The organism is Neobacillus sp. NPDC093182, assembly GCF_044754045.1.
The window spans coordinates 75,733-98,506 of record NZ_JBIVOI010000010.1 but is presented as its reverse complement, the minus strand read 5'-3'; the positions used below and the strand labels follow the sequence as shown (position 1 = coordinate 98,506).

The window sequence follows — 22,774 nt, the reverse complement described above, 5'->3', positions numbered from 1 at the left end:
TTATGAGATGATGATAGAAATGTTAACGGATTATTCAAGAATCGTTGTTGCATATGATCATTCAGAACTAAGTAAAAAAGCCTTGAAGATGGCCATGAATTTAGCTAAGCAGGATACACACATTGAATTGTTAGTGGTTATAGTTATACAACCAGATAGACCCATGGTTTACTCTTATGGTTATGCTTTTGAGGCCTACCATAAGAAGCAGCGTGAGGAAGTAAAAGCTGTACGCAATGAACTTGAGCAAGATCTAAAGTCCCTGTCAAATAAAACTAGAACCTATGCGATCGAGGGCTCTCCAGGTCATATGATTGTCGAATTTGTGAAACAAAATGATGCCGATCTTGTTGTCATGGGAAGCAGAGGATTAAGTGGCCTGAAGGAACTGTTTTTAGGAAGTGTTAGTCATTATGTTGTGCAAAAGGCACACTGTCCCGTTTTTATTGTGAAATAATTAGGTGAAAAAAGCTCATAGCAAAAGTCTATTAGGATGATTCTAAAGGGTTCCTTTTTCGGGTGCTTTCTTAATAAATGACACAAGAATTGACGTATGAATTGGCATACGTCTTTTTCTTTATTTATCAAGGTTTGTTCGGAATTACGTTAACTTTGATCGACGGATGGACAGTAGTATTGTTGAAAAACTTCGAAGGGTATTACCTATCACTTACATTATTTGATCTTGGATATGTTTATCAATTACATCAGGAACATCTTGAAGTGAATCTACAGTTAAAAAAGCACTACTATGGTCAACGTTAACTTCAACCATGTTATATTGCCATTCACTTTCTGCTGGAATGTAGATTGCATGGATATCCATTTCCAATGCCGGGACAATATCCGTTCTTAATGAATTTCCAACCATCCATGTTACATTAGGGTCAGCTTTAATGGTTTTCAAAATATCGGATAGCGCCGTGGTATCTTTATGTTCCGAAATAAAAATGCGATGTTCAAAATATGTAGTCAATTCTAACTGGGTAATTTTTCTGCGTTGATTAGCCTCATCTCCTCCTGTGTGCAAATATAATTCATGTCCCTCTTCTTTTAAACGTTGCAGCGTTTCATTCATGTTCGGTATAGGTTCAACAGGGATCGCGAATACCTTAAAACCCAACTCTCTTATATATTGAATTTCATCTTTTTTCTTTTCCCTCCCGGTTAAGTCGCAAAAGTATTTATAAGTACCAACAAATGACTCCGGAAACCGATCTGACTTTAGACCGTGCTCACTAATCGCTTCAACATCAAGTTGAAGTTGTTTCTGTTTTATATCTTCCTCTGTAATCGAGTCAAACCACGCCATCATTTGGTCAGCGAATTCGTCTATTACGAGGTTAAAATATTTATTACAGTATGATAATGTATCATCAAGGTTAAATAAGATGTTTTGTTTTTTCATTTTTTACTCCTTTTCAAGAATATATCTTTAACTATTATTCCACTATGAGTAAGTTAATATTACAGAAGATCCTGTAAACAAAATGATGATGCCGATTGTTTTATTAATTCTTGGATTAATCGTATTACTCATAAATTTTGGTTCATTGCTTTAAGCACCTAATCGGACTAGCTGCTTTATCTAATAGGGGTAATGGTGGTGGAATTGACGTGTTGGATGCTTCATTTGTGAACAAGGATTTCATCATTATTATCTAGTCAGAGAAAGTTGACAGCTTTACCATTCAGCCTAAAGGTGAAGAACTTCGGTTGTTGCTAATTGAGATTCCAACTGAAGTCGATTATTCTTTATATAGGAAACCAAGATAACCTTTAAAGGAGGTTGGGTGATGGAAGAACAAAGCAATCTGGATTTAAAATTGTTTCGTGTTTGGATGAAGGCTTCCAAAGCTGTTGTTGAAAATATTCGGAAGGATATTGAAAGTCATAAAATTAATAATGAAAATTTTATGATTCTTGAATTGCTTTACAGTAAAGGTCCTCATCCTGTCCAAAAAATTAGTGAGATACTATCAATTCCTAGTGGAAGTATCACATATGTTGTTGATAAGTTAGAAAAGAAAGGGCTTGTGGAAAGACAGCCAAACCCTAATGATAGAAGGGCTTCTAATGTCGTCCTAACAGAAGAAGGAAGAGCACTATTTGATGAGATTTTCCCAAAACACGTTGCAACCATTTCTCAAAATTTATCATTTATCTCGAATGAGGAAAAAGAACAGCTAATTGATTTATTAAAGAGAATTGGAATTGGTGCACAAAATTTGGAAAAATAAATTTAAAAAGCTATATAGGAATATAAAAAGATTGTGAATGATTGAAACTAACGGGGCGTTGATCCAAGAAGGATTAACGCTTATTTTTGTTGAACTTTATTGAACACACGGGACAGTTTTGGAATTAAAAAGAAGAACTAATAAAAACAAATATAAAGTAAAACTTTTAATTGAGTTAAACGTCTAAACATCAAGTTAAAAAATGGGGGGGAAGAATTTGTCTGATATAAGGGATAAAGAGGTTTTAGAGTGGTACGAACAGTTCCACGAATCAATATTTAAATATATAAATATGGTGATTCAAGATTATCAATCAGCTGAGGATTTAAGACACGAAACCTTTTTAAAGGCTTACGTTAATTATGAATCATTTAGGGGAAATTCCAATCCTAAAACTTGGTTGTTCAGTATCGCTCACAATATAACTGTTGACTACATTAGGAAACGAAGGCCATTAACCATTTTACAAGATGTACTTCTGTTTAAAAAAGATCTTAAGCCATTGCCGGAAGAAATAGTAGAGATCAAAGAAAACTCTCAGGAACTGTATAATGCTTTAGCTAAACTTAAGGGTTCTTACAGAGAAGTAATAATACTTAGAAAGATAAAAGAGTTCTCTATCGAAGAAACCTCAATCATTTTGGGATGGTCTGAAAGTAAAGTAAAGTCAACACTGTTTAGAGCAATCCAAGCTTTAGAAAAAAAGTTATTGAAGGAGGGGGTTCTAAATGAAAAAATTGTCTGAGCATAGCATATTAGATAATGAGCTGAATAAATTGGATTCAAATATTATTTGGAAAAAAGCCAATAGCAATGAATTAAAGCAAAAACTCATTACTGACATAAATAAACAATCATATAGGGCTAAATTTAACAGATTTATTGGGCACTCAGTTAGGATTGGGGCATTAGCTGCGGTATTATTTATTGGTTTTATATTTATTAGCCAGAAGGTTAGCGATGTGTCTTTAATTAATGCGGGGAATAATAAAGAAGAAATAAATCAACCTGAGTTACCTATACAGAAAAAGGATGAAACAATTGTTTATACGGCAGAAGAACAGAATTTAATTGAAAGCTATAATGCGAGTAAAAACCTCACTTTAACTGAAGAAGCAACCATTTCTTTGGATTCAATTGCTTCTATTTTAACTAAAATTGGGGAACCGGAGATAATAGCAAAAAAGGAAAAAGGAAAAGTTCTGGTCAATTTATTATATGCTGGAGATAAAGGTCTATCTATCCAAACAAATATTAATGAGCAAGGTTCAGAAAGACTTGCATATGAATCGTTAATAAAAGAGTATCCTAAATATTTGCCGATAACGAGCATTCATAATCATTCAGCTATCCTTATTTATTCAGAAAATCAAAAAACCCATTTGTGTATGTTAACGGATAAATTCATTTATGAAATTTCTGGTAGTAAAAATGCTGAAGACCAAATTAAAATTGCCAAACTGATCAATATTAAGAATTCTGGGGAAGGTGATTATCCTGTAATAGTTAAAGAAAATTCCGAGATTGTCAAAAGCGGAGAAAAAAGCAACACTATTAAAATTGTAAAATTGGGTGGGCAAACTGTTATAAGTGCAACTGTTTCACGAGTTGGCGATAGTATGTTAGATGTCAAGAAACCACACGTTTCTTATAATCAAGAAAACCCAAACGAACTTCAAACTTTAGTTGATGCTATCCAAAGAGCAGAAAAAAGAGTTGGTGTTTTTGATCTGGAATCTCCTGATTATCTTTTTATATTGACCTTTGAAGACAAAACAATAACAAAATACTCACTATGGGTAGGAAATGATGGTGGGTCTATTATGAACGAAAACGATACTCATACATTGTATAAACTACCAAAAGAATTAATTGATGATATAAACTTAATCGTCAAATAAAAACAGTAAAAAAACAATCGGTAATGATTTTCTGCCGATTGTTTTTATTTTATACTTAAGCTAACGAGTGCATTACTGGAAAAACGGTAATGCCTTTTACTTGTTCTACCAACCTAGCAGTTTAGCACTGCGTTTGCTTATTTAACTAAGCAGGTAATTTACACAAGATAATGAATAATATTGGATATATATTTTTTTAGGGGGGGAGTTAATGTTATTCAGAGAAATAACACCGAATGATGCTGGAAGTTTAATAAATTTACTTAAGCAGGTTGAAAGTGAGTCCAAATTTATGCTCTTCGAACCAGGAGAAAGAAAAATGAGTGGAGAAGAGCAGGCAAAAAGAATAGAAGTAATGAGAAAATCGGACAATTCGACCATTTTTATCGCAGAAGAGGATGAACAATTAATTGGGTACCTTATTGCGATGGGCGGTAATGCCACAAGAAACAAACATTCTGTATATATTGTTATTGGAATTTTAGCTCAATGGCGAGGGCTTGGAATAGGAACAATACTATTTGAACAATTAGAGAAGTGGGCAAAAGAACACAATGTTCATCGTTTAGAATTAACCGTAGTAACTCAAAATCAAGCAGGATTACAGTTATATAAAAAAATGGGATTTGAAATTGAAGGAACAAAAAGACAATCGCTCTACATAGACGGCAAATTTGTTGATGAATTCTATATGTCTAAACTTTTATAAAAAAATCTACTTCAACTCCCTCAGTTTAATACGTATCTACAGGAATGCTAACGTGGTGCGTTGTCGAAGAAGGGCAATAACTTTTCTTGTTCCGCTAACTGTGCAGTTTAGTTCAACAAGAAAACAGGGATTATTAGGTATTTTGTCGAATTAGTTTCACTAACGATTAAATGAGGTGGACTATATTATGGAATTTATAATAGATAATGAATGTTTTAACAAAGCAATTTCAGATGTTAATAAAGCAGTATCTTTAAGGACACCTTTCCCTATTTTGTCAGGTATAAAGATAATTGCTAATAATAATTGCTTAATCCTTATCGGAAGCAACTCTGATATTGTTATTGAAAAAGTGATTCCTTTAACAATTGATGGAGTAAAAGTATTGCAAGTTTATGAGGCAGGTAGTGTTGTTATTTCTGCAAAATATTTAAGCGAAATTGTTAAGAAATTACCAGCTAAAGTTCATTTAAAAGTAAATGAAAAACAATTAGTTACTATTCAGTCCGATGAAATTGTAACTAATCTGTACGGATTTAATTCTGAAGAGTACCCAAAGCTTCCTGAAATTGACGAAACTATTTGCATTAAAATCCCCAGTATTGAATTAATAGAAATTATTAAACAAACTGCGTTTGCTGTCTCAAAGAGTGAGTCTAGACCTGCTCTGACAGGAGTAAATATGTCATTTAAAGATAACCACCTTTCGTGTGTTGCAACAAATTCCCATCGCTTAGCGTTAAGAGAGCTTGAAATAAAATCAAATATAAATGGTTCATTCATAGTTCCAAGTACAAGCCTAAATGAGCTAACCAAGTTAATAAATAATGATAGTGGTGTAATACATATATTTATTACGGAAAGCTATATGGTATTTAAATCAAATACTATCTCACTTTTTTCAAGGCTAATTGAAGGTAATTATCCTAATATTTCAGGATTATTGCCGAATAATTCAAAGACAATAATTACTCTCGATACAAATCAACTATTAAAAGGTATTGATAGAGCTTGTCTTTTGGCAAGTGAATGGAAAAATAACAATGTACACTTAGAAATCAAAGATGGTAAAAAAATAAGAATTTCCTCTAACTCATCAGAAATAGGGAAAATAGAAGAAACTCAAAACATTAAGGCGATTAACGGTGAAACCGATTTAAGTATTTCACTTGATGGCAATTTTTTAATGGATGCCTTAAAGGCAATAAAAGAAAAAGAGATAAGATTGAGTTTTAGTGGTTCAATGAGACCAGTATTAATAGAACCTATTGAAAATTCTTCTTATCTTCATCTAATTTCACCTGTGCGTTCATATTAAATAACCCATTCTTATTACACTAAGTGCAAGATTTAAAGGTACTGCTGCCATTCCTAAGCAGCTTTTTCTTGTTGAGCGAACGGGGCAGTTTAGTAAAAGAAGGATATATTATTGATCATTTAAACTATAGGGTGCTTTAGTCAAATAAGGTTTAGGTACTTCTAATAAAGAAACTCGCCAATTTTACTAAGGCGAGTACTGCTTTTTTATATACCCATGAAGATGTCAAAATGTCTACCATTTTGGCACTTATTTTCGAAAAGCACCTAAAATGAACCCATTAGACTGATTCTACAAGCTTTTATTTTTGAGTACTAAAGAAATAAATTCACCGTAACTATCTAGATGAAAATCTGCTTCGATGTTGCGATTTTGAAATGCAATGGTTTTAATCCCTAATTGTCTTGCTGGAAGTAAATCTAATTCCCGGTCACCCACCACCAAATCGATGTCATATTTTTCCAAGACAAATTCATAAGAAGAAGGGTGGGGTTTTCTGTGGAATCCTTGTTCCTCTACCGAAACAATCTCTTTAAAGTATTTTGTTAATCCATATTTATTAAGTAGATTTTCGGCAGATTCCCTGTCACGATGGGTCACAATAATATTGTTTTCAACGGCTGCTAAAACTTCTTCTAAATGTTCAAAAGGCTTACTGTCTTTAGAATATTTTATATCCAGTTGTTTATATTCGGCACGTCGGTCTTCATCAATCCCAAAATGTTTAAAGGCCGTTTTTGAATCGACTTTCAGCCATCGTAATACTTCATCACGATCAAGGTCACGCTGACTTAATTTAACAAAACCTTCGACCAGTGCCGGATATGTATCAAAAAGTGTTCCATCAAAATCCCATAATATGTTCATCTTTTATTCCCTCATTTCGAACTTTTTGTAAAATAACACTGAAAAATATTACTTTATCATTATCTTTTGCATAACACCAGTAATCATCTGGATGGATCAAAAAACTTTACATATCGAAAATTGTAGACTATTATAAGAAATAATTACATACGATGTTACCTACTAGGGGTGCCCCAATACGGGCTGAGAGAAAAACGTACGTTTTTTAACCCTTTGGACCTGATCTGGATGATACCAGCGTAGGAAAGTAGCCAAGTGAAATTACCTTTTTCTCTAACTATTAAGCCAGGTCCTATTATAACGGATCTGGCTTTTTTATGTTTAGAAGACTAATAGGTTAATGAATGAAGATGGGGGTGCTGTGATGAATCATCACGATGTAAGTTCTATTTTACAAAGGGTAAGAGATGAAAACCCGCTCGTACATAATATTACCAATGTAGTGGTCACCAATTTTACCGCAAATGGTCTTTTAGCACTTGGAGCTTCACCGGTGATGGCTTATGCTCCGGAAGAAGTGGCAGATATGGTGAGAATTTCACGTGCGCTAGTTCTAAATATCGGGACATTAAACAAGGACGTGGTCAGCTCGATGATCTTAGCTGGAAAAACAGCCAATGAGCTGGGAGTTCCGGTGATATTCGACCCCGTTGGTGCAGGAGCTACGCTGTTCCGTACGGAAATGGCACAAAAGATAATCGAAGAAGTGAAGGTATCTGTTATTCGCGGAAATGCTGCAGAAGTCGCCAATGTTCTAGGCGAAAAGTGGGAGATCAAGGGCGTGGATGGCGGTGCACATCAGGGAAGTAATGTCGAATTGGCTGTCACCGCGGCGCAAAAGCTGCATACCACTGTCGTGATTACCGGGAAAGACGATGTACTGACAGATGGGGAGACGACGTATTTGGTCTCCAATGGTCACCCTCTGTTAACAAAAGTGACAGGAACAGGCTGTCTGTTAACCTCTGTCATTGGAGCCTTTGCTGGAGTGGAAAAGGACTTACTGCTTGCTGGGTTGTCTGCGCTAACCTTTTATGGAATCGCAGCGGAAAAAGCATTCGAAAAAGCGGGTGATTTGGGACCTGGCAGCTTCCAAATTGAATTTTTAAATCAACTATCACACGTTTCTTCAGAGGATATTCAACAATTAGCGTCATTCAAACAAGTATAAGGAGTGTACATCATGAAAAAAGCATTAACGATTGCTGGGTCTGATAGCGGCGGCGGTGCAGGAATTCAGGCAGATTTAAAGACTTTTCAAGAGTTAGAGGTTTTCGGGATGTCAGCACTGACAGCCGTTACTGCCCAAAATACTTTGGGGGTTCAAGCTGTCTATCCGATGACTGCTGAGGCAGTTAGTAAACAAATACAATCGATTGGCGAAGATATGGGTGCAGACGCCGTTAAAACAGGAATGCTGTTTAATGCAGAAATCATTAAAGCTGTTTCTGAGCAAATAGAACACTACAACTGGCAAAATGTCGTGGTTGATCCCGTGATGATTGCAAAGGGCGGGGCGTCCCTGCTCCAATTGGAGGCCATTTCGGCATTGAAAAAGTATTTGTTACCACTGGCGATGGTGATTACACCTAATATTCCTGAAGCGGAAGTTTTAACAGGGATCTCGATTCGAACAGATGAAGATAAAGAGGAAGCGGCTAAATATCTTTATAATTTAGGAGTTAAACATGTGGTCGTAAAAGGCGGGCATGATGAAGACCGTAATGTGTCGGTAGATCTATTATATGATGGGATGGAATTTAAGACCTTTACGAGTAAAAGAATTCCTACAAAGAATACTCACGGAACAGGATGTACGTTTTCAGCGGCTGTTACCGCAGAACTAGCCAAAGGTTTAAGCGTTTATGAAGCTGTATCAAAAGCGAAGCATTTTATCCAGGCTGCCATAGAAGATCAGCTGCTGATTGGTCAAGGTCATGGACCAACCAATCATTGGGCATATCGAAAAAGAATGGTGGCGATGAGGTAGGTGACCAGCATGAATATTCGCAATAGTGATTCAATAAAAGAGGCATTGAAAGTTTACTTTATCATGGGCAGTCCCAACTGCAAGGACAATCCAGCGTGCGTGTTACAAGAAGCGATGGAAGGGGGAATTACCCTTTTTCAATTTCGCGAAAAAGGTACCGGAGCTTTAACAGGGAATGCAAAAGTTGAACTGGCCAAAGAACTTCAGCAAAAATGCAGAGAGCACCAGATACCTTTTATTGTGAATGACGATATCGATTTGGCTATTGCACTTAACGCGGACGGTGTTCATATCGGACAGGAAGATGAGCCGCCAGCGGAAGTCAGAAAGAAGATTGGCCATGATAAAATCATTGGAGTTTCTGTACATAGTTATGATGAGGCCATTACCGCGTTGGAGGGAGGAGCCGATTACTTTGGAATCGGCCCGGTTTTTCCAACGAAAACAAAAAAAGACGCCAAACCTTCAAATGGGACGAAGTTAATTGAGGAATTGCGTGACAGAGAAATAAGTATTCCGATTGTCGGAATTGGCGGAATTACTGCGGAAAACGCAGGGTCTGTGATCCAAGCAGGAGCTGATGGAGTATCGGTCATTACAGCAATTAGCCATGCTGCTTCTGTTACAGAAGCAGCTAGGAATTTAAGAAAAAGTGTTTTTGAAGGTTACTAGTCTATTAATCTATACTATGAGACCAAACTTATCTAAAAGTTCCTGAAAAAGGGTCACATGAATTGTCAATGAGACCTATAGCTTTCTATTAAAATTTCATACTTGCACTGGGGGAGCCGAAACTGGCTGAGATTAGACGATCTATCGTCTTAAACCCCTGAACCTGATCTGGGTAGTACCAGCGTAGGGAAGTGAACGATACGTCCATGAACTGTTTGAACCATCATGGTATGTATTAACCGGTAATCCCCCAGTGCTTATTAAAAAATTGGAGGGATTTTTTTTTATGAGAAAAACACACAAACTCACATTGACAGCGATGATGATCGCGATTGGCACACTTTCGAGTAATTTATTGTTTATTCCGGTTGGGTTCACAAAGGTGTTTCCGATTCAGCATTTCTTGAATGTTTTGTCTGCAGTCCTGCTAGGACCGGTGTATGCTGTTGCCCAGGCACTATGTGTCTCAATCCTGCGAAATATCATGGGAACTGGCTCCATCTTTGCCTTTCCAGGAAGTATGGTGGGTGCCTTGCTGGCAGGGCTCCTCTTTATGAAAACCAGAAAGATTTATATGGCTTTTTTCGGCGAGGTCATTGGAACGGGCATTCTTGGCGCGATTCTTTGCTACCCAATCGCCACATTAATAATGGGTCAGGAAGCAGCCGTGTTTGGATTTATCCCGTTATTTATTTTTAGCTCGATCGCGGGTGCACTTATTGGCGCGATTATCTTATCTGTCTTTTTAAAGAAGAAAGTAGCTGTATTTACTCAAAATGGCACGACGTTGAAATAGAAAGGAAGTATCATCATGGAACAGCAGCAAATCATAAATCAACTTCTTACGATCTTACAATCAGATTCGCTATCAGACGAAGAATTTAATCGAAATGCCTTACAACTATTCGCCTACCAGTACACAAATAACCTTCCATTTCGGAAGTTCTGCCAGCAAAAAGGCAAAACGATCCGGACGGTGAAATCATGGAAGGACATTCCAGCGGTGCCGATTAATGCTTTTAAAGAGGTTGACCTAACCTGCACGCCGACAGAAGAAGCAGAAAGGTATTTTATGACAAGCGGCACCACACAAGGTGTGAAAGGGAAGCACTACCATCCGACCTTACAAGTATGGAATCTTTCGATGAAAACCTATTTCAAACAGCGTTTTATGAAAGAAACGGAAAAAATTCGCATGGGTATTCTATTCCCGACCGAGGAAGAAATGCCAAATTCCTCATTAGCCCGGTATTTAGCGCTTGCAAAACAGGAGTTTGGCACGGAAGAGAGTCACTATCTTCTAGGAGAAAATGGGATTGAGCTTGAGAGGCTGATTCAAGAATTGGAACAGGCAGAACGCTCAGGTGAGCCTTATGCATTGTTAGGGGCCTCGTTCAGTTTTGTTCATCTGTTCGAAGAACTAGAAAACATCGGCCGCAGCTTTCAATTACCGGATGGAAGTAAGATTTTAGATACAGGTGGATTTAAAAATCAGTCAAAAGAATGGGAACTGGATGATTTTTATCATGAGTTATCAAGATTATTAGGTGTTCCGCGAAAAGATTGTATCAATATGTACGGTATGACGGAGTTAAGTTCACAGCTCTATGACTCTGGAAATGAACAGGTTCCATCTGTTAAATCCGGTCCTCATTGGCTAAAGACGAGAATTATACACCCGTTAACAGGTGAAGAAGTGTCTGAGGGGGAACGCGGGGTTATTGTCCATTGTGATCTGGCAAACTTTAATTCTGTCACGACTATTTTGACGGAAGACATAGGCATGAAAGTTGGGGAGGGCTTCCTTCTATTAGGCAGGGTCCAAGGAACAGAGGCAAAGGGCTGTTCAATTGCCGTTGAAGAATTTATAAAGGCAGCCACGGAGCCAGCACAATGAGAGAAATAGTTGGATACCTTCCTGATATCGGGGAAGAAATCATAGAAACCAAGATCCTTACCTTTACCAGAAAGGGTGAAGTGCTGGAGGTTGAAGCCCCGCTTCTTACTATAGAGCAAATGCAGCAGGTAACAGAAAAGGTGAAAAGAGCCAGTACCGAAGTATTAAAAAATATGAGTATTGCGGAGATTATTTCCATTATTGACACAGCGATTGAAGTACTACTTGACCGAAATTCAACTTACCGGAAAAAAGCGGAACAGCTGCTGCCAATTGTTACGGGTTACGATAAAGAAATGATTCGCCTGGGACTTACTTCCTTTTTGAAAAAGTTCCGAAAACATGAGCTGCAGCGCTTCGTGGTTGAGGACTTAGGAAATCCCATACTGTTCGATGATTTTCAGCCTCGGGTAAAAAAAGGTTATTCGAAAGCGGTGGGACCTGAATTGATTCTCCATGTATGGGCTGGAAATGTACCAGCACTCCCATTATGGAGTCTCATTTCCGGATTATTGGTTAAGTCTGGCAACATTGGGAAGGTATCTAGTGCCGAGCCTTTGTTTGCAGGCTGGTTCGCACAGGTTTTGGTCGAGGTGGCTCCCCAATTTAAAGACTGCCTGGCGGTTGTCTGGTGGAAGGGCGGAGATGAGGCACGAGAAAAGGAGATTTTTAGATATTCAGATGTGGTGGTCGGCTATGGAAGTAATAGTTCACTAGAATCGATGAGTCGTAGAATCCCTGTCACCACTCGTTTCCTGCCATTTGGACATAAAGTCAGTTTCGGGGTCATTAGCCATTCGGCGCTGGACTCACGAAAAGCATTGACGACTGCTCATCATGCGGCATTTGATATCATCCAATTTGATCAACAAGGCTGTTATTCCCCGCATATTTTCTATGTTCAAAAAGGGGGTAATGTATCACCCGCTGAGTTTGCGCAGTATCTTGCACAGGAACTGGAAAGTTATCAAAAACGTTACCCTAGGCGCACTCTTACACTAGAAGAAATGACAGCCGCCGTATATTGGCGTAACCAGGAAGAAGTATCTTCTTTTACAAACCCTACTAAACAAGTATTCGGTCAAACTGAAAACCATTGGACCGTTGTTTATGAAGAAGGTGCTGCGTTCTCACCGACTTGTTCGAATCGTGCGGTGAAAGTGATTGCTTTTGAAGAGATAGAAGACATTTTGCCAAGTATGCAGCCCTATCGCAAATTCTTACAGAGTGCTGGTATTGCTGCAGCTCCGAAGGAACTGTTTCGTTGGGCTGAAAAGTTAGGGAATATCGGTGTAACAAGAATTACTGCTCTAGGTAAGATGACTTCTCCTGAATCAGGCTGGCATCATGATGGCCGGTTTAATTTACTAGATTTGGTTCAAATGGTTGATATCGAGCATTCAGCGGAAGAGTATGCAGAATATTTTGCAGCGTATATCGATTAGGAGGCATGGAATGGCTTATTTAAGTTTACAAGATGTTCGTTACAGCTATGCAAAAAATAACCTGATTGTCGATGCCGTAAGTTTCGATGTAGAAAAAGGAAAGTTTCACAGTTTACTAGGTAAAAGCGGCTGTGGAAAAACCACGTTATTAAAGCTGGCTGCAGGATTAATAACCCCAGATGAGGGTCGTATTCTGTTACAAGGTGAAAGGATAAAACCTTCAGAAAAAATAGGCTTTGTATTTCAGGCACCAACTTTATTGGAATGGAAAACAGTAATGGATAACGTTCTTTTACCCGTATCTCTTAAACATAAAGTAACAAAAGAACATGTAGAAAAAGCAGAATCCCTTTTGGATCTAATGGGGCTGTCGCATTTAACAAAGGAATACCCAACTCGTTTATCTGGCGGTCAGCAAAGTCGTGTATCGATTGCAAGAGCGCTCATGGGATCGCCGACCCTGCTTTATATGGATGAGCCTTTCTCAGCACTTGATGCCATCACAAGAGAGGAGCTTCAAGATGATCTTCTCCGGCTTTGTGAACTCCACCAAATGACGGTGTTGTTTGTTACCCATGATATTTCAGAAGCGGTCTATTTATCAGACAGGATTGCTGTTATGGATAAAGGGAGAATCATCGATGAATTTTTTGTGGATTTACAAGACCGGCACACACCAGATAGTCGATATTCCGGGCAGTTTAGTCAGCTTTGCCTGGAAATCCGGACTGCCATTAGTGGAGGACAAAAATGAAAAATGTTTCGATTTATTCGTGGTTATTATTCATTTTGATTCTATTACTCTGGGAAATGCTGGCCAAGCAAATGTCCGAGCTGGTCCTTCCAGCACCGTCCGTTGTGGTCACCACACTGTTAGAAGGATTAACGAGCGGTTACTACACTCCCCATATTCTCCGAACAAGTTTGGAGATTGTCATCGGCCTTTTTCTTGGGAGTTTGTTAGGAATCCTTACGGGAATTTGGATGGGTGAAGTTGAGTTTATCCGAAAGCTATTATTTCCTTATGTGATAGCAAGTCAAGCTGTTCCCAAACTTGCACTGGCACCATTATTTATTCTTTGGTTTGGTTTTGGAATGACGTCCAAGGTTGTGATCACCGCATTAATATGCTTTTTCCCGTTAATGGAAAATACCGTTACGGCCATTCAATACACCGATCCTAAAAAATTAGAACTGTTTCGAATGTTAGGGGCCAACCGATGGCAGACCTTGTTTAAATTAAAAATACCTGCTGGGCTGCCCAGTATCATGGCTGGTTTTCGGGTTGCCGTTGTTCTCGCTGTTGTTGGTGCCGTAGTGGGTGAATTTATTGGAGGCAGTGAGGGATTAGGCGCTTTGATTATCGCCTCTCAAGGGATGATGGATACACCGTTAATGTTTTCGGTGCTCATATTAATCACCATACTTGGAACTTTTCTCTATCAACTGATTTATTTTATTGAACGTCGCTTATTTAAATACAGAAACCATTAAGGAGCTTATTACAAATGAAATTGAAACGAAGTATTACAGCAGTTGCCATCATCCTTGTATTGTTTTTAACCGCTTGTGGTTCAAATGTTAATCAGCAAGCTGCTGCAGGAACAGAACTGGATACAGTAAAAATCGCCAGCTGGAGCCAGCCGATTTCAGAGCAAACGAACCTGCTTGTAAGTGAGGAAAAAGATTTTTTTAAAAATGAAGATTTAGATGTTGAATTTATTCCGGGTGCAGGAGGCGGAGATGCCATCAAAAATATTCTTTCAGGTAAGGCCGATATTGCCTTTACTGATCCTGGTTCTCTCTATTTTGCCTTAAACCAAGGGGAGAAATTGAAGGTTATTTATAATATTTATCCTCAAAACGTATTCAATGTTGTTTCTTTAAAGGAAAGCAATATCACGAAACCTGAGGATTTAAAGGGGAAGAAGATTGGCGTATATAGCCTTTCCAGTGGTACACGGCAAAATCTTCTTGTTCTATTGAACCAAGCAGGCCTTTCCGAAAAGGACGTTACGATAGTTGAAACAGGTCTTTTGAATTTTGCGCCGTTAATGCAAGGTCAGGTCGACGCAACAGCAGCGACAGACACAGGCTTAGTGACAGCAGCAGAAAAGGGATTGGCGGATGTCAATGTACTGGAAGTGAAAGATTATCTTAATATCCCAAGTGATATCTTCGTGGTCACAGAAAAAACGTACAATGAAAAAAAGGATATGCTGAAAAAATTTATTAAAGCCTATCAAACGAGTGCGGAGTGGATGCTCAGCCAGCCAGAGGAAGCTGCTGCCTTAGCCGTAAAACATGCGATTGACGGCAAGGATGAAAAACACAATTTAGAAATTATTAAACTGCGAAATGAAGCCAGTATTTCGGAGGCAGCAAGCGAAAGAGGCTTAGGTGCATTAGAAGTGGATGTTTTGCAGCAGGGTGCTGATATCTATCATGAGCTGGGACTAATTGATAAGGAATTACCTATGTCTGAATTTATCGTCGAAGACTTTACGAAATAGGGTGAGCTTGTGAGAAAATTTGAGAATAAAACCGTATTAGTTACAGGTTCAAGCAGAGGAATCGGTGCTGCGATCGCCAAAGGTTTCGCAGCAGAAGGGGCCATGGTCATTGTTAATTACGTTCAAAATCAAGAAGCTGCCGAAAAAACAGTGGCTTCTTGTCTTGAGCTTGGTGGTGATGCATGGGCGATTCAAGCAGACGTTAGGTCCGAATATGATGTTAAACGTATGATGGAGCAAATTGAGCTAGAAGCAGGAAAATTAGATGTAGTCGTCAATAATGCCTTTAAACCCTATGTCTTTAATCCCGATACCCGAAAAATGTTCTCGCAATTAAAATGGGAAGACTATCAAGAACAAATCGATGGAGCAGTAAAAGCTACTTACAATGTATGTCAACAAGCCATACCCTTAATGAAAAAACAAAACAGTGGAAGCATTGTTAATATCGTAACAAACTTAGTACAACGGCCGCTCATTCCTTATCATGACTATACAACGGCTAAATCAGCATTAATTGGGTTTAGCCGCAATTTGGCCGTTGAAGTAGGGGCATTTGGGATTCGAGTGAATTGTGTGGCACCTGGTTTGGTGTATCCAACTGATGCAAGCAGAGAAACGAAAGAAGAAGTAAAAGAAATGATTATTGCTCAAACACCGCTTAGAAGAATTGCACAACCTGAAGATATCGTCGGGCCTGTCCTGTTCTTATCCTCGGAATGGAGTCAGTTTATGACAGGGCAGACATTGTTGGTTGATGGCGGGCTCGTCATGAGTTAGGTAAGTCTGCGCAAAATCTTATGTAAATGATATATAGAATAATAGAGGCCACATAGGTGGGCCTCTATTCCTATTTATTCTGAGATCATTCTTTTCTCAACCTTGAAGGTTTGAAACAATAAAATAGGCTTTTATATGTGTAGCAATACCCACCCATTGTACATATTTTGTTGGGGAAGGTATAGCGGTATTTACCTATTTTTCTAGTTTGTTCCGTGCCCGTTTCAAGTTGCTGCTGCCCTTGTTTAAATATATAAGGAGGTATTGAAAATGAATGATTTCCAAAGTCAACTCCAGGGGTTAAGTCTTGGGGATTTCCAAGCAACCCAAGCAGTTCCTTACGACCAAACCCAATATTATGGTGATCAAGATCGAATTTTCCTTGGTGTGGGTGGTTTTGGCCGATGTTCTAGCTGTTTTAGTTGTTTTAGCTGTTTTAACTGCTTTAATTGCTTTAATTGTTTCCATAATTGTTTCCATAATTGCTTCCATAATTGCGGGGGACATCGTTGCCATAATTGTGGCGGCGGACATCGCTGCGGAGGACACAATTGCGGAGGCGGCCATCGTTGTGGTGGCGGAGGCCATCGTTGCGGCGGTTGATGGCTTTCGATTTGTAAGAAAAACTCAATTTAAAATGGAAGGAGAAAAGCCCCAACAATTGTTGTTGGGGCTTTTCTCTACAGAATTAACATAAGGGACAAATTGAGATACATAAGATGATAGAGATGATAAATAAATTTGAAGATAGCTACGGCTAAGGAGGAACGAAATGACCAATATGAACCCTTCTATGCGTCTGAAGGTGAAGAGGGACACGTTTTTTCTCCCTGATCCTAACAGCGGTGTGTATTTTCGGAACAATGTAAGCTCATTCCGTATGGAAGGCAGTATGATTGAGCAATGGGTTGAAAAGCTGTTACCGATGTTTAATGGTGAGTACACCTTGGAGTATTTGACAACCGGATTGCCGGGGGCATACCGAGATAGAGTGTATGAAATTGCAAAAACATTATATCGAAATGGGTTTGTTCGAGACGTGAGCCAAGATCGTCCTCATCAATTGAAAGAACAGGTTATAAAAAAATATGCTTCTCAAATTGAATTTATTGATAATTTGGTTGAATCGGGAGCATTCCGTTTTCAGACCTATCGTCAGGCGAAAGTGTTGGCAGTAGGCTCTGGTCCTTTTTTTGTTTCATTGGTTGCGTCATTACTAGATTCCGGATTGCCCAAGTTCCAAATCCTAATCACTGACAGTGTTCAGACCAATAGACAGCGGTTGATGGAACTCGAGGCACATGCCCGTAAAACAGACCCTGATGTGGAGATAGAGGAGGTCACACTAAACAAGCAGGTGGAAAGCTCCTGGGAGGAAATAGTGAAACCGTTTGATTATATTTTATATGTGTCAGAACAGGATGATGTAGAGGAACTCCGACTTCTACATAGGGTTTGCAAGGAAGAGAAGAAAGTGTTTCTCCCTGCTATTTGTTTAGAGCAGGCGGGTTTAGCGGGTCCCTTAGTACATTCAGACTCAGAGGCGGACTGGGAGTCTGCATGGCGCCGTATTCACCAAGAGGCTCTCTTAAGTGAACAGAAATTTTATGCTTCTTCTTCGACACCCTTAGCAATGCTGGCGAATGTTGTCGTATTTGAGTTGTTTAAAGACGTTACGGGTGTGACCGAAAAGGAACAGAAGAATCAATTCTTTCTTCTAGATTTGGAAACGTTAGAAGGAAACTGGCATTCTTTTATGCCTCATCCGCTGGTGGCAGGAGAAACATCTTCTAGATTGGTGGAAGATATAGATATACGACTAGCACAAGGAACCGAAAGAGGAGAGCCGGGTAAATTACTCCTTTCCTTTAACCATTTGACATCTAAGGTATCCGGAATTTTTCACATTTGGGAGGAGGGTGATTTAAAGCAGCTGCCATTGGCTCAGTGCCGAGTTCAGCCAGTTAACCCATTGGCATATAGGCCAGCTGACCTATTGGGTGATATTGTCTGTACAGGTCTGACACATGAGGAGGCAAGAAGGGATGCGGGTTTGTCAGGAATTGAAGCGTATGTATCACAACTAATCGGATTGCTAGATCTACCTCCGGAAGCTGAGGTGGGAGCAGGTGAAACATTCTCGGAAAGTGTTTGCCGAGGATTGCAAAGATTCTTGTACGAGGAGTTGATCAAACAAAGCCTTGAACAGGAGTATTCCGTACTCCCAGCGCAGTTAAATACGATAGAAGATGAACGCTGTCAGTTTTATTTGCAGGCACTGACGACGTTGCGGGGAGCACCGACAATAGGTATTGGCGAAGAAGTGTCTGGATTCCCGGTTGTGTGGGTTGGTACAAATGACGGATGGTTTGGCAGTGTCGATTTGAATATCACAATGGCATTACGAAATGCTCTTCAACAGGCAATTTTCACTGTGCAAAATGAAGAGGAATTCGATATGGAACGAGCATTGGAGGTTTCATCCATGATTCTGGATGAAAAAGTGCCGCTAAGGATTGAAATTCCTGCGTGTCAAGAGAGAATACAGTCTGAGAACTTGCTGAATGCTATGAAAATTTTGGAACGGAACGGAAAGCAGTTGTTTGCATATGAATTAGAACTAGAACCCTTTTTGAAAGAGGGATTGGCAGGGATATTTGCGGTATTGGTTCAAGAGGAGGGGTTAACGTGAGTCCTGTCATGTTGGTTGTAGGAGAAGGGCTGCTGGCAGACCACATTTGTGAAGAACTTTCATCTCAATACTTTATATTTCGACAAACTGATTTCGGAGCAATCGTACCCGGAAGTATTGATTTGGCGTTGGTGTTACATGATGCATGGAATCCCTCTGTTCATCAAAAAGCAGAAGAGGTGTTTCAACGAACCAATACTCCCTGGCTGAGAGGTTTTGTTACTTTTGGAGAGGGCGTAATAGGACCACTTGTTCGCCCAAGTAGGTCAGGGTGTTCACAATGTACAGATATGAGGCGTCATATGACAGGACACGACCGGAGAGAGATGTGGGAGATACAAAAAAGGTTAGAGTTAACAGGAGAAATGCAGCAGGAAGCTTGGGCAACACGTACAGGTCTTTTACACTTGGCCCACCTGGTCGAGGCGGAGGTTCAAAGAATTATTCAAGGTGATCAGGCCCAATCTGAAGGAAAGGTATGTTTTCTCAACCTGAAAACGTTGAAGAGTTCCTGGCACAGGTTTTTGCCGGTCCCTTTGTGTCAGGTTTGTAGTCAATTACCTGACGATTCACCAGCCATGGCTCGAATTTCTCTGCAGCAAAGTCCGAAGGTTTCCAACGACAGTTTTCGCAGCAAGTCGTTAGATGACCTAAATAATGTTCTCGTAAAAGACTATCTGGATTCCCGAACAGGCCTTTTGAATAATAAAATGGTTAACCTCGTGCACACTTTTGCGGATGTAAGTGTTAATTTGCCTTTGTTCGAGGGCGACGAGGGAACAGCAGGACGGACTAACTCCTTCGCGGTAAGTGAGTTAACGGCCATTTTGGAAGGGTTGGAGCGATACTGTGGACTAGAGCCCCGTGGCAAAAAGACAGTGGTCCATGACAGTTATAACCATTTGAAAAATCAAGCACTCAATCCGATCGAGGTTGGTGTACACGCCAAAGAACAGTATGAGAGACCTGGTTTTCCATTTACAGAATTTGATCCAGATCGCTCGATTGATTGGGTATGGGGATATTCGTTTTTGCAAGAGCGATCGATTCTGGTTCCAGAGCTGCTTGCCTATTATAGTTTGGGCTGTGGATCACGAGGGTTTGTCTATGAAACTTCCAATGGATGTGCGTTGGGCGGAAGTCTAGAAGAGGCTATTTTCTACGGTATTTTGGAAGTGGTGGAACGTGATTCGTTCCTGATGACTTGGTACGCGCAGATGTCCCTCCCGCGTATTGATCCTAACTCCATTGAAGACCAAGAGCTTCTGTTAATGATTGAACGGATGCGTGCGGTCGCGGGATATGATCTATATTTGTATAACTCTACGATGGAGCATGGAATTCCAAGTATTTTGGCCATAGCGAAAAACCGAAAAGAAAAAGGGATGAATCTTATCTGTGCGGCCGGATCTCATTTGGATCCAATACGGGCAGTGAAATCGGCGGTTCATGAGTTAGCTGGTATGATGCTGTCTTTGGATGAGAAATTAGAGGCGAACCAGGAGGAGTATGTACGAATGTTGCATGATTCGTCCTTGGTGCAACAAATGGATGATCATGGAATGCTTTACGGTTTGCCGCAAGCTGAAGAGCGCCTGCAGTTTTTGCTGGACGATCGTCGTCCATTGCGGTCATTTAACGAAGAATTCAAGTGGAGGTCAACACATTTTGATCTGACCGATGATCTACAGGAAATTCTTCAAGAGTTTCGCCGATTAAATCTCGATGTGATTGTGGTTGACCAAACGACACCTGAAACGGCCCGAAACGGACTGTATTGTGTAAAAGTGCTGATTCCGGGGATGCTGCCGATGACATTCGGACATCACCTAACTCGGGTAACAGGGCTGGAGAGGGTGTTCAAGGTACCTATGGAACTAGGTTATTCAAATGAACCGCTGACAGCCGAACAGCTCAATCCACATCCTCATCCGTTTCCATAAGCAGTCACTAGGAGGATAGAGTATGATTCTAGATGAGTTTCTGCACAATTTGCATTTTGACATAGATAAGGCAAGCATACCCAATTGGGAAGTGGATTGGGAAGATGGACCACTTCCTTATAAATTATACCGTGGATTGCCTGTTGTCCCATTTTCTCTAGAAGTACCACTGACACTTGAAGAACAGAAACAACCTTTACTACCTGACCTGTGTAATGTGGGGCATTTTCTATGGTATGTTTACGGCCTTACTCAATTTAGCCAATCCCTCATTAACATGGATTCTACAGAGATAAAAGCAGAACTAATGCAATCAAAAAGGAGGTTTGCTCCTTCGGGTGGAGCACTGTATCCAAACGAATTATACGTCTATTTAAAAATCGAGGATTTGCCAATAGGGGTTTATCATTATGATGTGGCACACCATCGCTTAGTATTGCTGCGGGAAGGAAATTTTGATTCCTATATTGCCAGGGCTCTTGGTAATCGATGTGATATTTCAGCATGTTTTGGGACGGTTTTTGTATCGACCATGTTTTGGAAAAACTTTTTTAAATACAACAATTTTGCCTACCGACTGCAGGGGCTGGATGCGGGTGTGTTAATTGGACAATTATTGGAAGTATCGAAACGGTTTGGCTTTGAATCTGGGGTATACTTCCAATTTCTTGATCGGGCCATAAATCATTTGCTTGGATTATCTGAACAAGAGGAGAGCGTATATGCAGTCATCCCGTTATCGGTGGAACCAACCATTTGGTCAGCCAATGGGAGAGAAATGGACAGAATGGTATCTTCAGCAGAGTTGTGCCAAGAATTAAAATCGATTGAGCCGAATCATTACGTCCGGTCACAAAGGGTTAAAGAGTATCCGATGTTAACCAAGTTAAATGAAGTTTCCATGTTGGATTCTACAACAAATTTTCAGTTGATCGAGGCGAAGGAAAATGTGATTAGTGATGGTCAAGCCGTATCTCTGCCTCATGTGGAGAGGTTGTCTTATGATCTGGGATCTGCTTGTCGAAACCGATTTTCTCCAGATATGGATTTCATTTTGGGAAAGGTAACTCAAGTCGAACTGGCAAATCTGCTACAAGCGGCAACGGATTCCTTTTTGTACCGAAATGATTTGGAGGCAGTCTATCAGAAGCACGAGCCACGTGTCTCGCTGAATCTCTGTTTGTATAATGTTGAAGGAATTCCTAATGGTGCGTATCAATATGACAGCACTGCTCATGCATTACGTCAGGTCCATCTCGGAGATCATCGACTTCTGCTGCAATCGGGTATGTCGTTATATAATGTAAATTTGCTCCAAGTACCACTCTGCATACATGTCACAGGAGTTAAGGATTACTATAAAACTACACTCGGATACAGAGGATATCGAATCCAACAAATGGAGGCAGGTATGCTCGTGCAACGATTACTCTTATCGGCAGGAGCCAGTGGAATGGGAGGGCACCCGCTCCTCGGATATGATTCCAACCTGTGTGATGAAATTTACAAGCTGGAACCACAAGGAAAAACCAGCTTAATTCAAATTCCGATTGGTCCCTATCGACATCGTCCTTGGTTATTGGGAGGTTTGAGTAGTTAATAGCTTAATTTATTAATAGCCGTGTAAGAAATAACCTGGATGAATGAAACAAAAGACGCAGCAAAATAAACATCAACTTTGCTAAGGAGCTTGAAACTTAAAAAGTAAGGTAAAAAATACATTTGTAGAACAGGTTTAAGAAGAATAACAGAAGAATAAAAGTAAAAAAGTGACGGCATTTCTAACAGTTTTATAGAAATGTCGTTT

Annotated in this window: 22 protein-coding genes and 2 riboswitches; of the genes, 20 read left to right on the top strand and 2 right to left on the bottom strand. The window is 39.7% G+C overall.

Annotated elements, in window-relative coordinates; all coding sequences use genetic code 11:
• Positions 1-7: 7 nt before the first annotated feature.
• Complete coding sequence (locus ACIQAA_RS18535) at positions 8-457, top strand: universal stress protein (protein ID WP_402622189.1); 450 nt, start codon at positions 8-10, stop codon at positions 455-457.
• A gap of 213 nt (positions 458-670) precedes the next feature.
• Here the strand turns inward: ACIQAA_RS18535 and ACIQAA_RS18530 are convergent, their stop codons facing one another.
• Positions 671-1,408 (bottom strand): HAD family hydrolase, encoded by a 738-nt coding sequence (locus ACIQAA_RS18530; RefSeq protein WP_402622187.1) that lies wholly within the window; start codon positions 1,406-1,408, stop codon positions 671-673.
• A 385-nt stretch (positions 1,409-1,793) separates the two neighbouring features.
• Between ACIQAA_RS18530 and ACIQAA_RS18525 the strand changes: the two genes are divergently transcribed.
• The 5 genes from ACIQAA_RS18525 to dnaN all read left to right on the top strand — a co-directional run bounded on the left by ACIQAA_RS18525 (position 1,794) and on the right by dnaN (position 6,168).
• Positions 1,794-2,240, top strand: coding sequence for a MarR family winged helix-turn-helix transcriptional regulator (locus ACIQAA_RS18525; protein WP_402622185.1), 447 nt, complete (start codon positions 1,794-1,796; stop codon positions 2,238-2,240).
• Positions 2,241-2,457: 217 nt separating this feature from the next.
• The gene (locus ACIQAA_RS18520) at positions 2,458-2,985 is read left to right on the top strand and encodes an RNA polymerase sigma factor (RefSeq protein ID WP_402622184.1); all 528 of its coding nucleotides are present in this window, start codon (positions 2,458-2,460) and stop codon (positions 2,983-2,985) included.
• Entirely contained in the window at positions 2,969-4,141 is a 1,173-nt protein-coding gene (locus ACIQAA_RS18515; protein WP_402622182.1) for a YhfM domain-containing protein, read from the top strand. The genes ACIQAA_RS18520 and ACIQAA_RS18515 overlap by 17 nt, the downstream gene beginning before the upstream one ends.
• A gap of 211 nt (positions 4,142-4,352) precedes the next feature.
• Positions 4,353-4,850, top strand: a complete 498-nt coding sequence (locus tag ACIQAA_RS18510) for a GNAT family N-acetyltransferase (RefSeq protein WP_402622180.1) — start codon at positions 4,353-4,355, stop codon at positions 4,848-4,850.
• A gap of 187 nt (positions 4,851-5,037) precedes the next feature.
• Positions 5,038-6,168, top strand: coding sequence for a DNA polymerase III subunit beta (gene dnaN, locus ACIQAA_RS18505; protein ID WP_402622179.1), 1,131 nt, complete (start codon positions 5,038-5,040; stop codon positions 6,166-6,168).
• A 291-nt stretch (positions 6,169-6,459) separates the two neighbouring features.
• Here dnaN and ACIQAA_RS18500 read toward each other — a convergent pair whose 3' ends face one another.
• Positions 6,460-7,035 (bottom strand): HAD-IA family hydrolase, encoded by a 576-nt coding sequence (locus ACIQAA_RS18500; RefSeq protein ID WP_402622177.1) that lies wholly within the window; start codon positions 7,033-7,035, stop codon positions 6,460-6,462.
• 154 nt (positions 7,036-7,189) lie between these two features.
• Positions 7,190-7,298, top strand: a riboswitch (TPP riboswitch).
• Between the two features lie 101 nt (positions 7,299-7,399).
• Between ACIQAA_RS18500 and thiM the strand changes: the two genes are divergently transcribed.
• From thiM to ACIQAA_RS18430, 14 genes are all read left to right on the top strand, one after another.
• Positions 7,400-8,206 carry a hydroxyethylthiazole kinase gene (gene thiM / locus ACIQAA_RS18495; RefSeq protein ID WP_402622175.1) on the top strand — a complete coding sequence of 269 codons (807 nt, stop codon included), beginning with the start codon at positions 7,400-7,402 and terminating at the stop codon, positions 8,204-8,206.
• Positions 8,207-8,218: 12 nt separating this feature from the next.
• A complete protein-coding gene (gene thiD, locus ACIQAA_RS18490; RefSeq protein ID WP_402622174.1) occupies positions 8,219-9,025 on the top strand; it encodes a bifunctional hydroxymethylpyrimidine kinase/phosphomethylpyrimidine kinase in 807 nt (268 codons plus the stop codon).
• A 9-nt stretch (positions 9,026-9,034) separates the two neighbouring features.
• A complete protein-coding gene (gene thiE / locus ACIQAA_RS18485; RefSeq protein WP_402622172.1) occupies positions 9,035-9,697 on the top strand; it encodes a thiamine phosphate synthase in 663 nt (220 codons plus the stop codon).
• Positions 9,698-9,796: 99 nt separating this feature from the next.
• Positions 9,797-9,904: riboswitch (TPP riboswitch) on the top strand.
• A 79-nt stretch (positions 9,905-9,983) separates the two neighbouring features.
• Positions 9,984-10,493, top strand: a complete 510-nt coding sequence (thiW, locus tag ACIQAA_RS18480; protein ID WP_402622171.1) for an energy coupling factor transporter S component ThiW — start codon at positions 9,984-9,986, stop codon at positions 10,491-10,493.
• Positions 10,494-10,508: 15 nt separating this feature from the next.
• The gene (locus ACIQAA_RS18475; RefSeq protein WP_402622169.1) at positions 10,509-11,594 is read left to right on the top strand and encodes a LuxE/PaaK family acyltransferase; all 1,086 of its coding nucleotides are present in this window, start codon (positions 10,509-10,511) and stop codon (positions 11,592-11,594) included.
• Complete coding sequence (locus ACIQAA_RS18470) at positions 11,591-13,039, top strand: acyl-CoA reductase (RefSeq protein WP_402622167.1); 1,449 nt, start codon at positions 11,591-11,593, stop codon at positions 13,037-13,039. The genes ACIQAA_RS18475 and ACIQAA_RS18470 overlap by 4 nt, the downstream gene beginning before the upstream one ends.
• A gap of 10 nt (positions 13,040-13,049) precedes the next feature.
• Positions 13,050-13,793 carry an ABC transporter ATP-binding protein gene (locus ACIQAA_RS18465; RefSeq protein ID WP_402622165.1) on the top strand — a complete coding sequence of 248 codons (744 nt, stop codon included), beginning with the start codon at positions 13,050-13,052 and terminating at the stop codon, positions 13,791-13,793.
• Positions 13,790-14,533, top strand: coding sequence for an ABC transporter permease (locus ACIQAA_RS18460; RefSeq protein WP_402622163.1), 744 nt, complete (start codon positions 13,790-13,792; stop codon positions 14,531-14,533). The genes ACIQAA_RS18465 and ACIQAA_RS18460 overlap by 4 nt, the downstream gene beginning before the upstream one ends.
• A gap of 14 nt (positions 14,534-14,547) precedes the next feature.
• Entirely contained in the window at positions 14,548-15,552 is a 1,005-nt protein-coding gene (locus tag ACIQAA_RS18455) for an ABC transporter substrate-binding protein (RefSeq protein ID WP_402622161.1), read from the top strand.
• A 9-nt stretch (positions 15,553-15,561) separates the two neighbouring features.
• Positions 15,562-16,332 carry a 3-oxoacyl-ACP reductase gene (locus ACIQAA_RS18450; RefSeq protein WP_402622159.1) on the top strand — a complete coding sequence of 257 codons (771 nt, stop codon included), beginning with the start codon at positions 15,562-15,564 and terminating at the stop codon, positions 16,330-16,332.
• Positions 16,333-16,602: 270 nt separating this feature from the next.
• Positions 16,603-16,935, top strand: a complete 333-nt coding sequence (locus ACIQAA_RS18445; protein ID WP_402622157.1) for a heterocycloanthracin/sonorensin family bacteriocin — start codon at positions 16,603-16,605, stop codon at positions 16,933-16,935.
• Between the two features lie 169 nt (positions 16,936-17,104).
• Positions 17,105-19,024, top strand: a complete 1,920-nt coding sequence (locus tag ACIQAA_RS18440; RefSeq protein WP_402622155.1) for a putative thiazole-containing bacteriocin maturation protein — start codon at positions 17,105-17,107, stop codon at positions 19,022-19,024.
• A gap of 8 nt (positions 19,025-19,032) precedes the next feature.
• Positions 19,033-20,967 (top strand): TOMM precursor leader peptide-binding protein, encoded by a 1,935-nt coding sequence (locus ACIQAA_RS18435; RefSeq protein ID WP_402622449.1) that lies wholly within the window; start codon positions 19,033-19,035, stop codon positions 20,965-20,967.
• A gap of 22 nt (positions 20,968-20,989) precedes the next feature.
• Positions 20,990-22,567 (top strand): SagB family peptide dehydrogenase, encoded by a 1,578-nt coding sequence (locus ACIQAA_RS18430; RefSeq protein ID WP_402622153.1) that lies wholly within the window; start codon positions 20,990-20,992, stop codon positions 22,565-22,567.
• Positions 22,568-22,774: the final 207 nt, after the last annotated feature.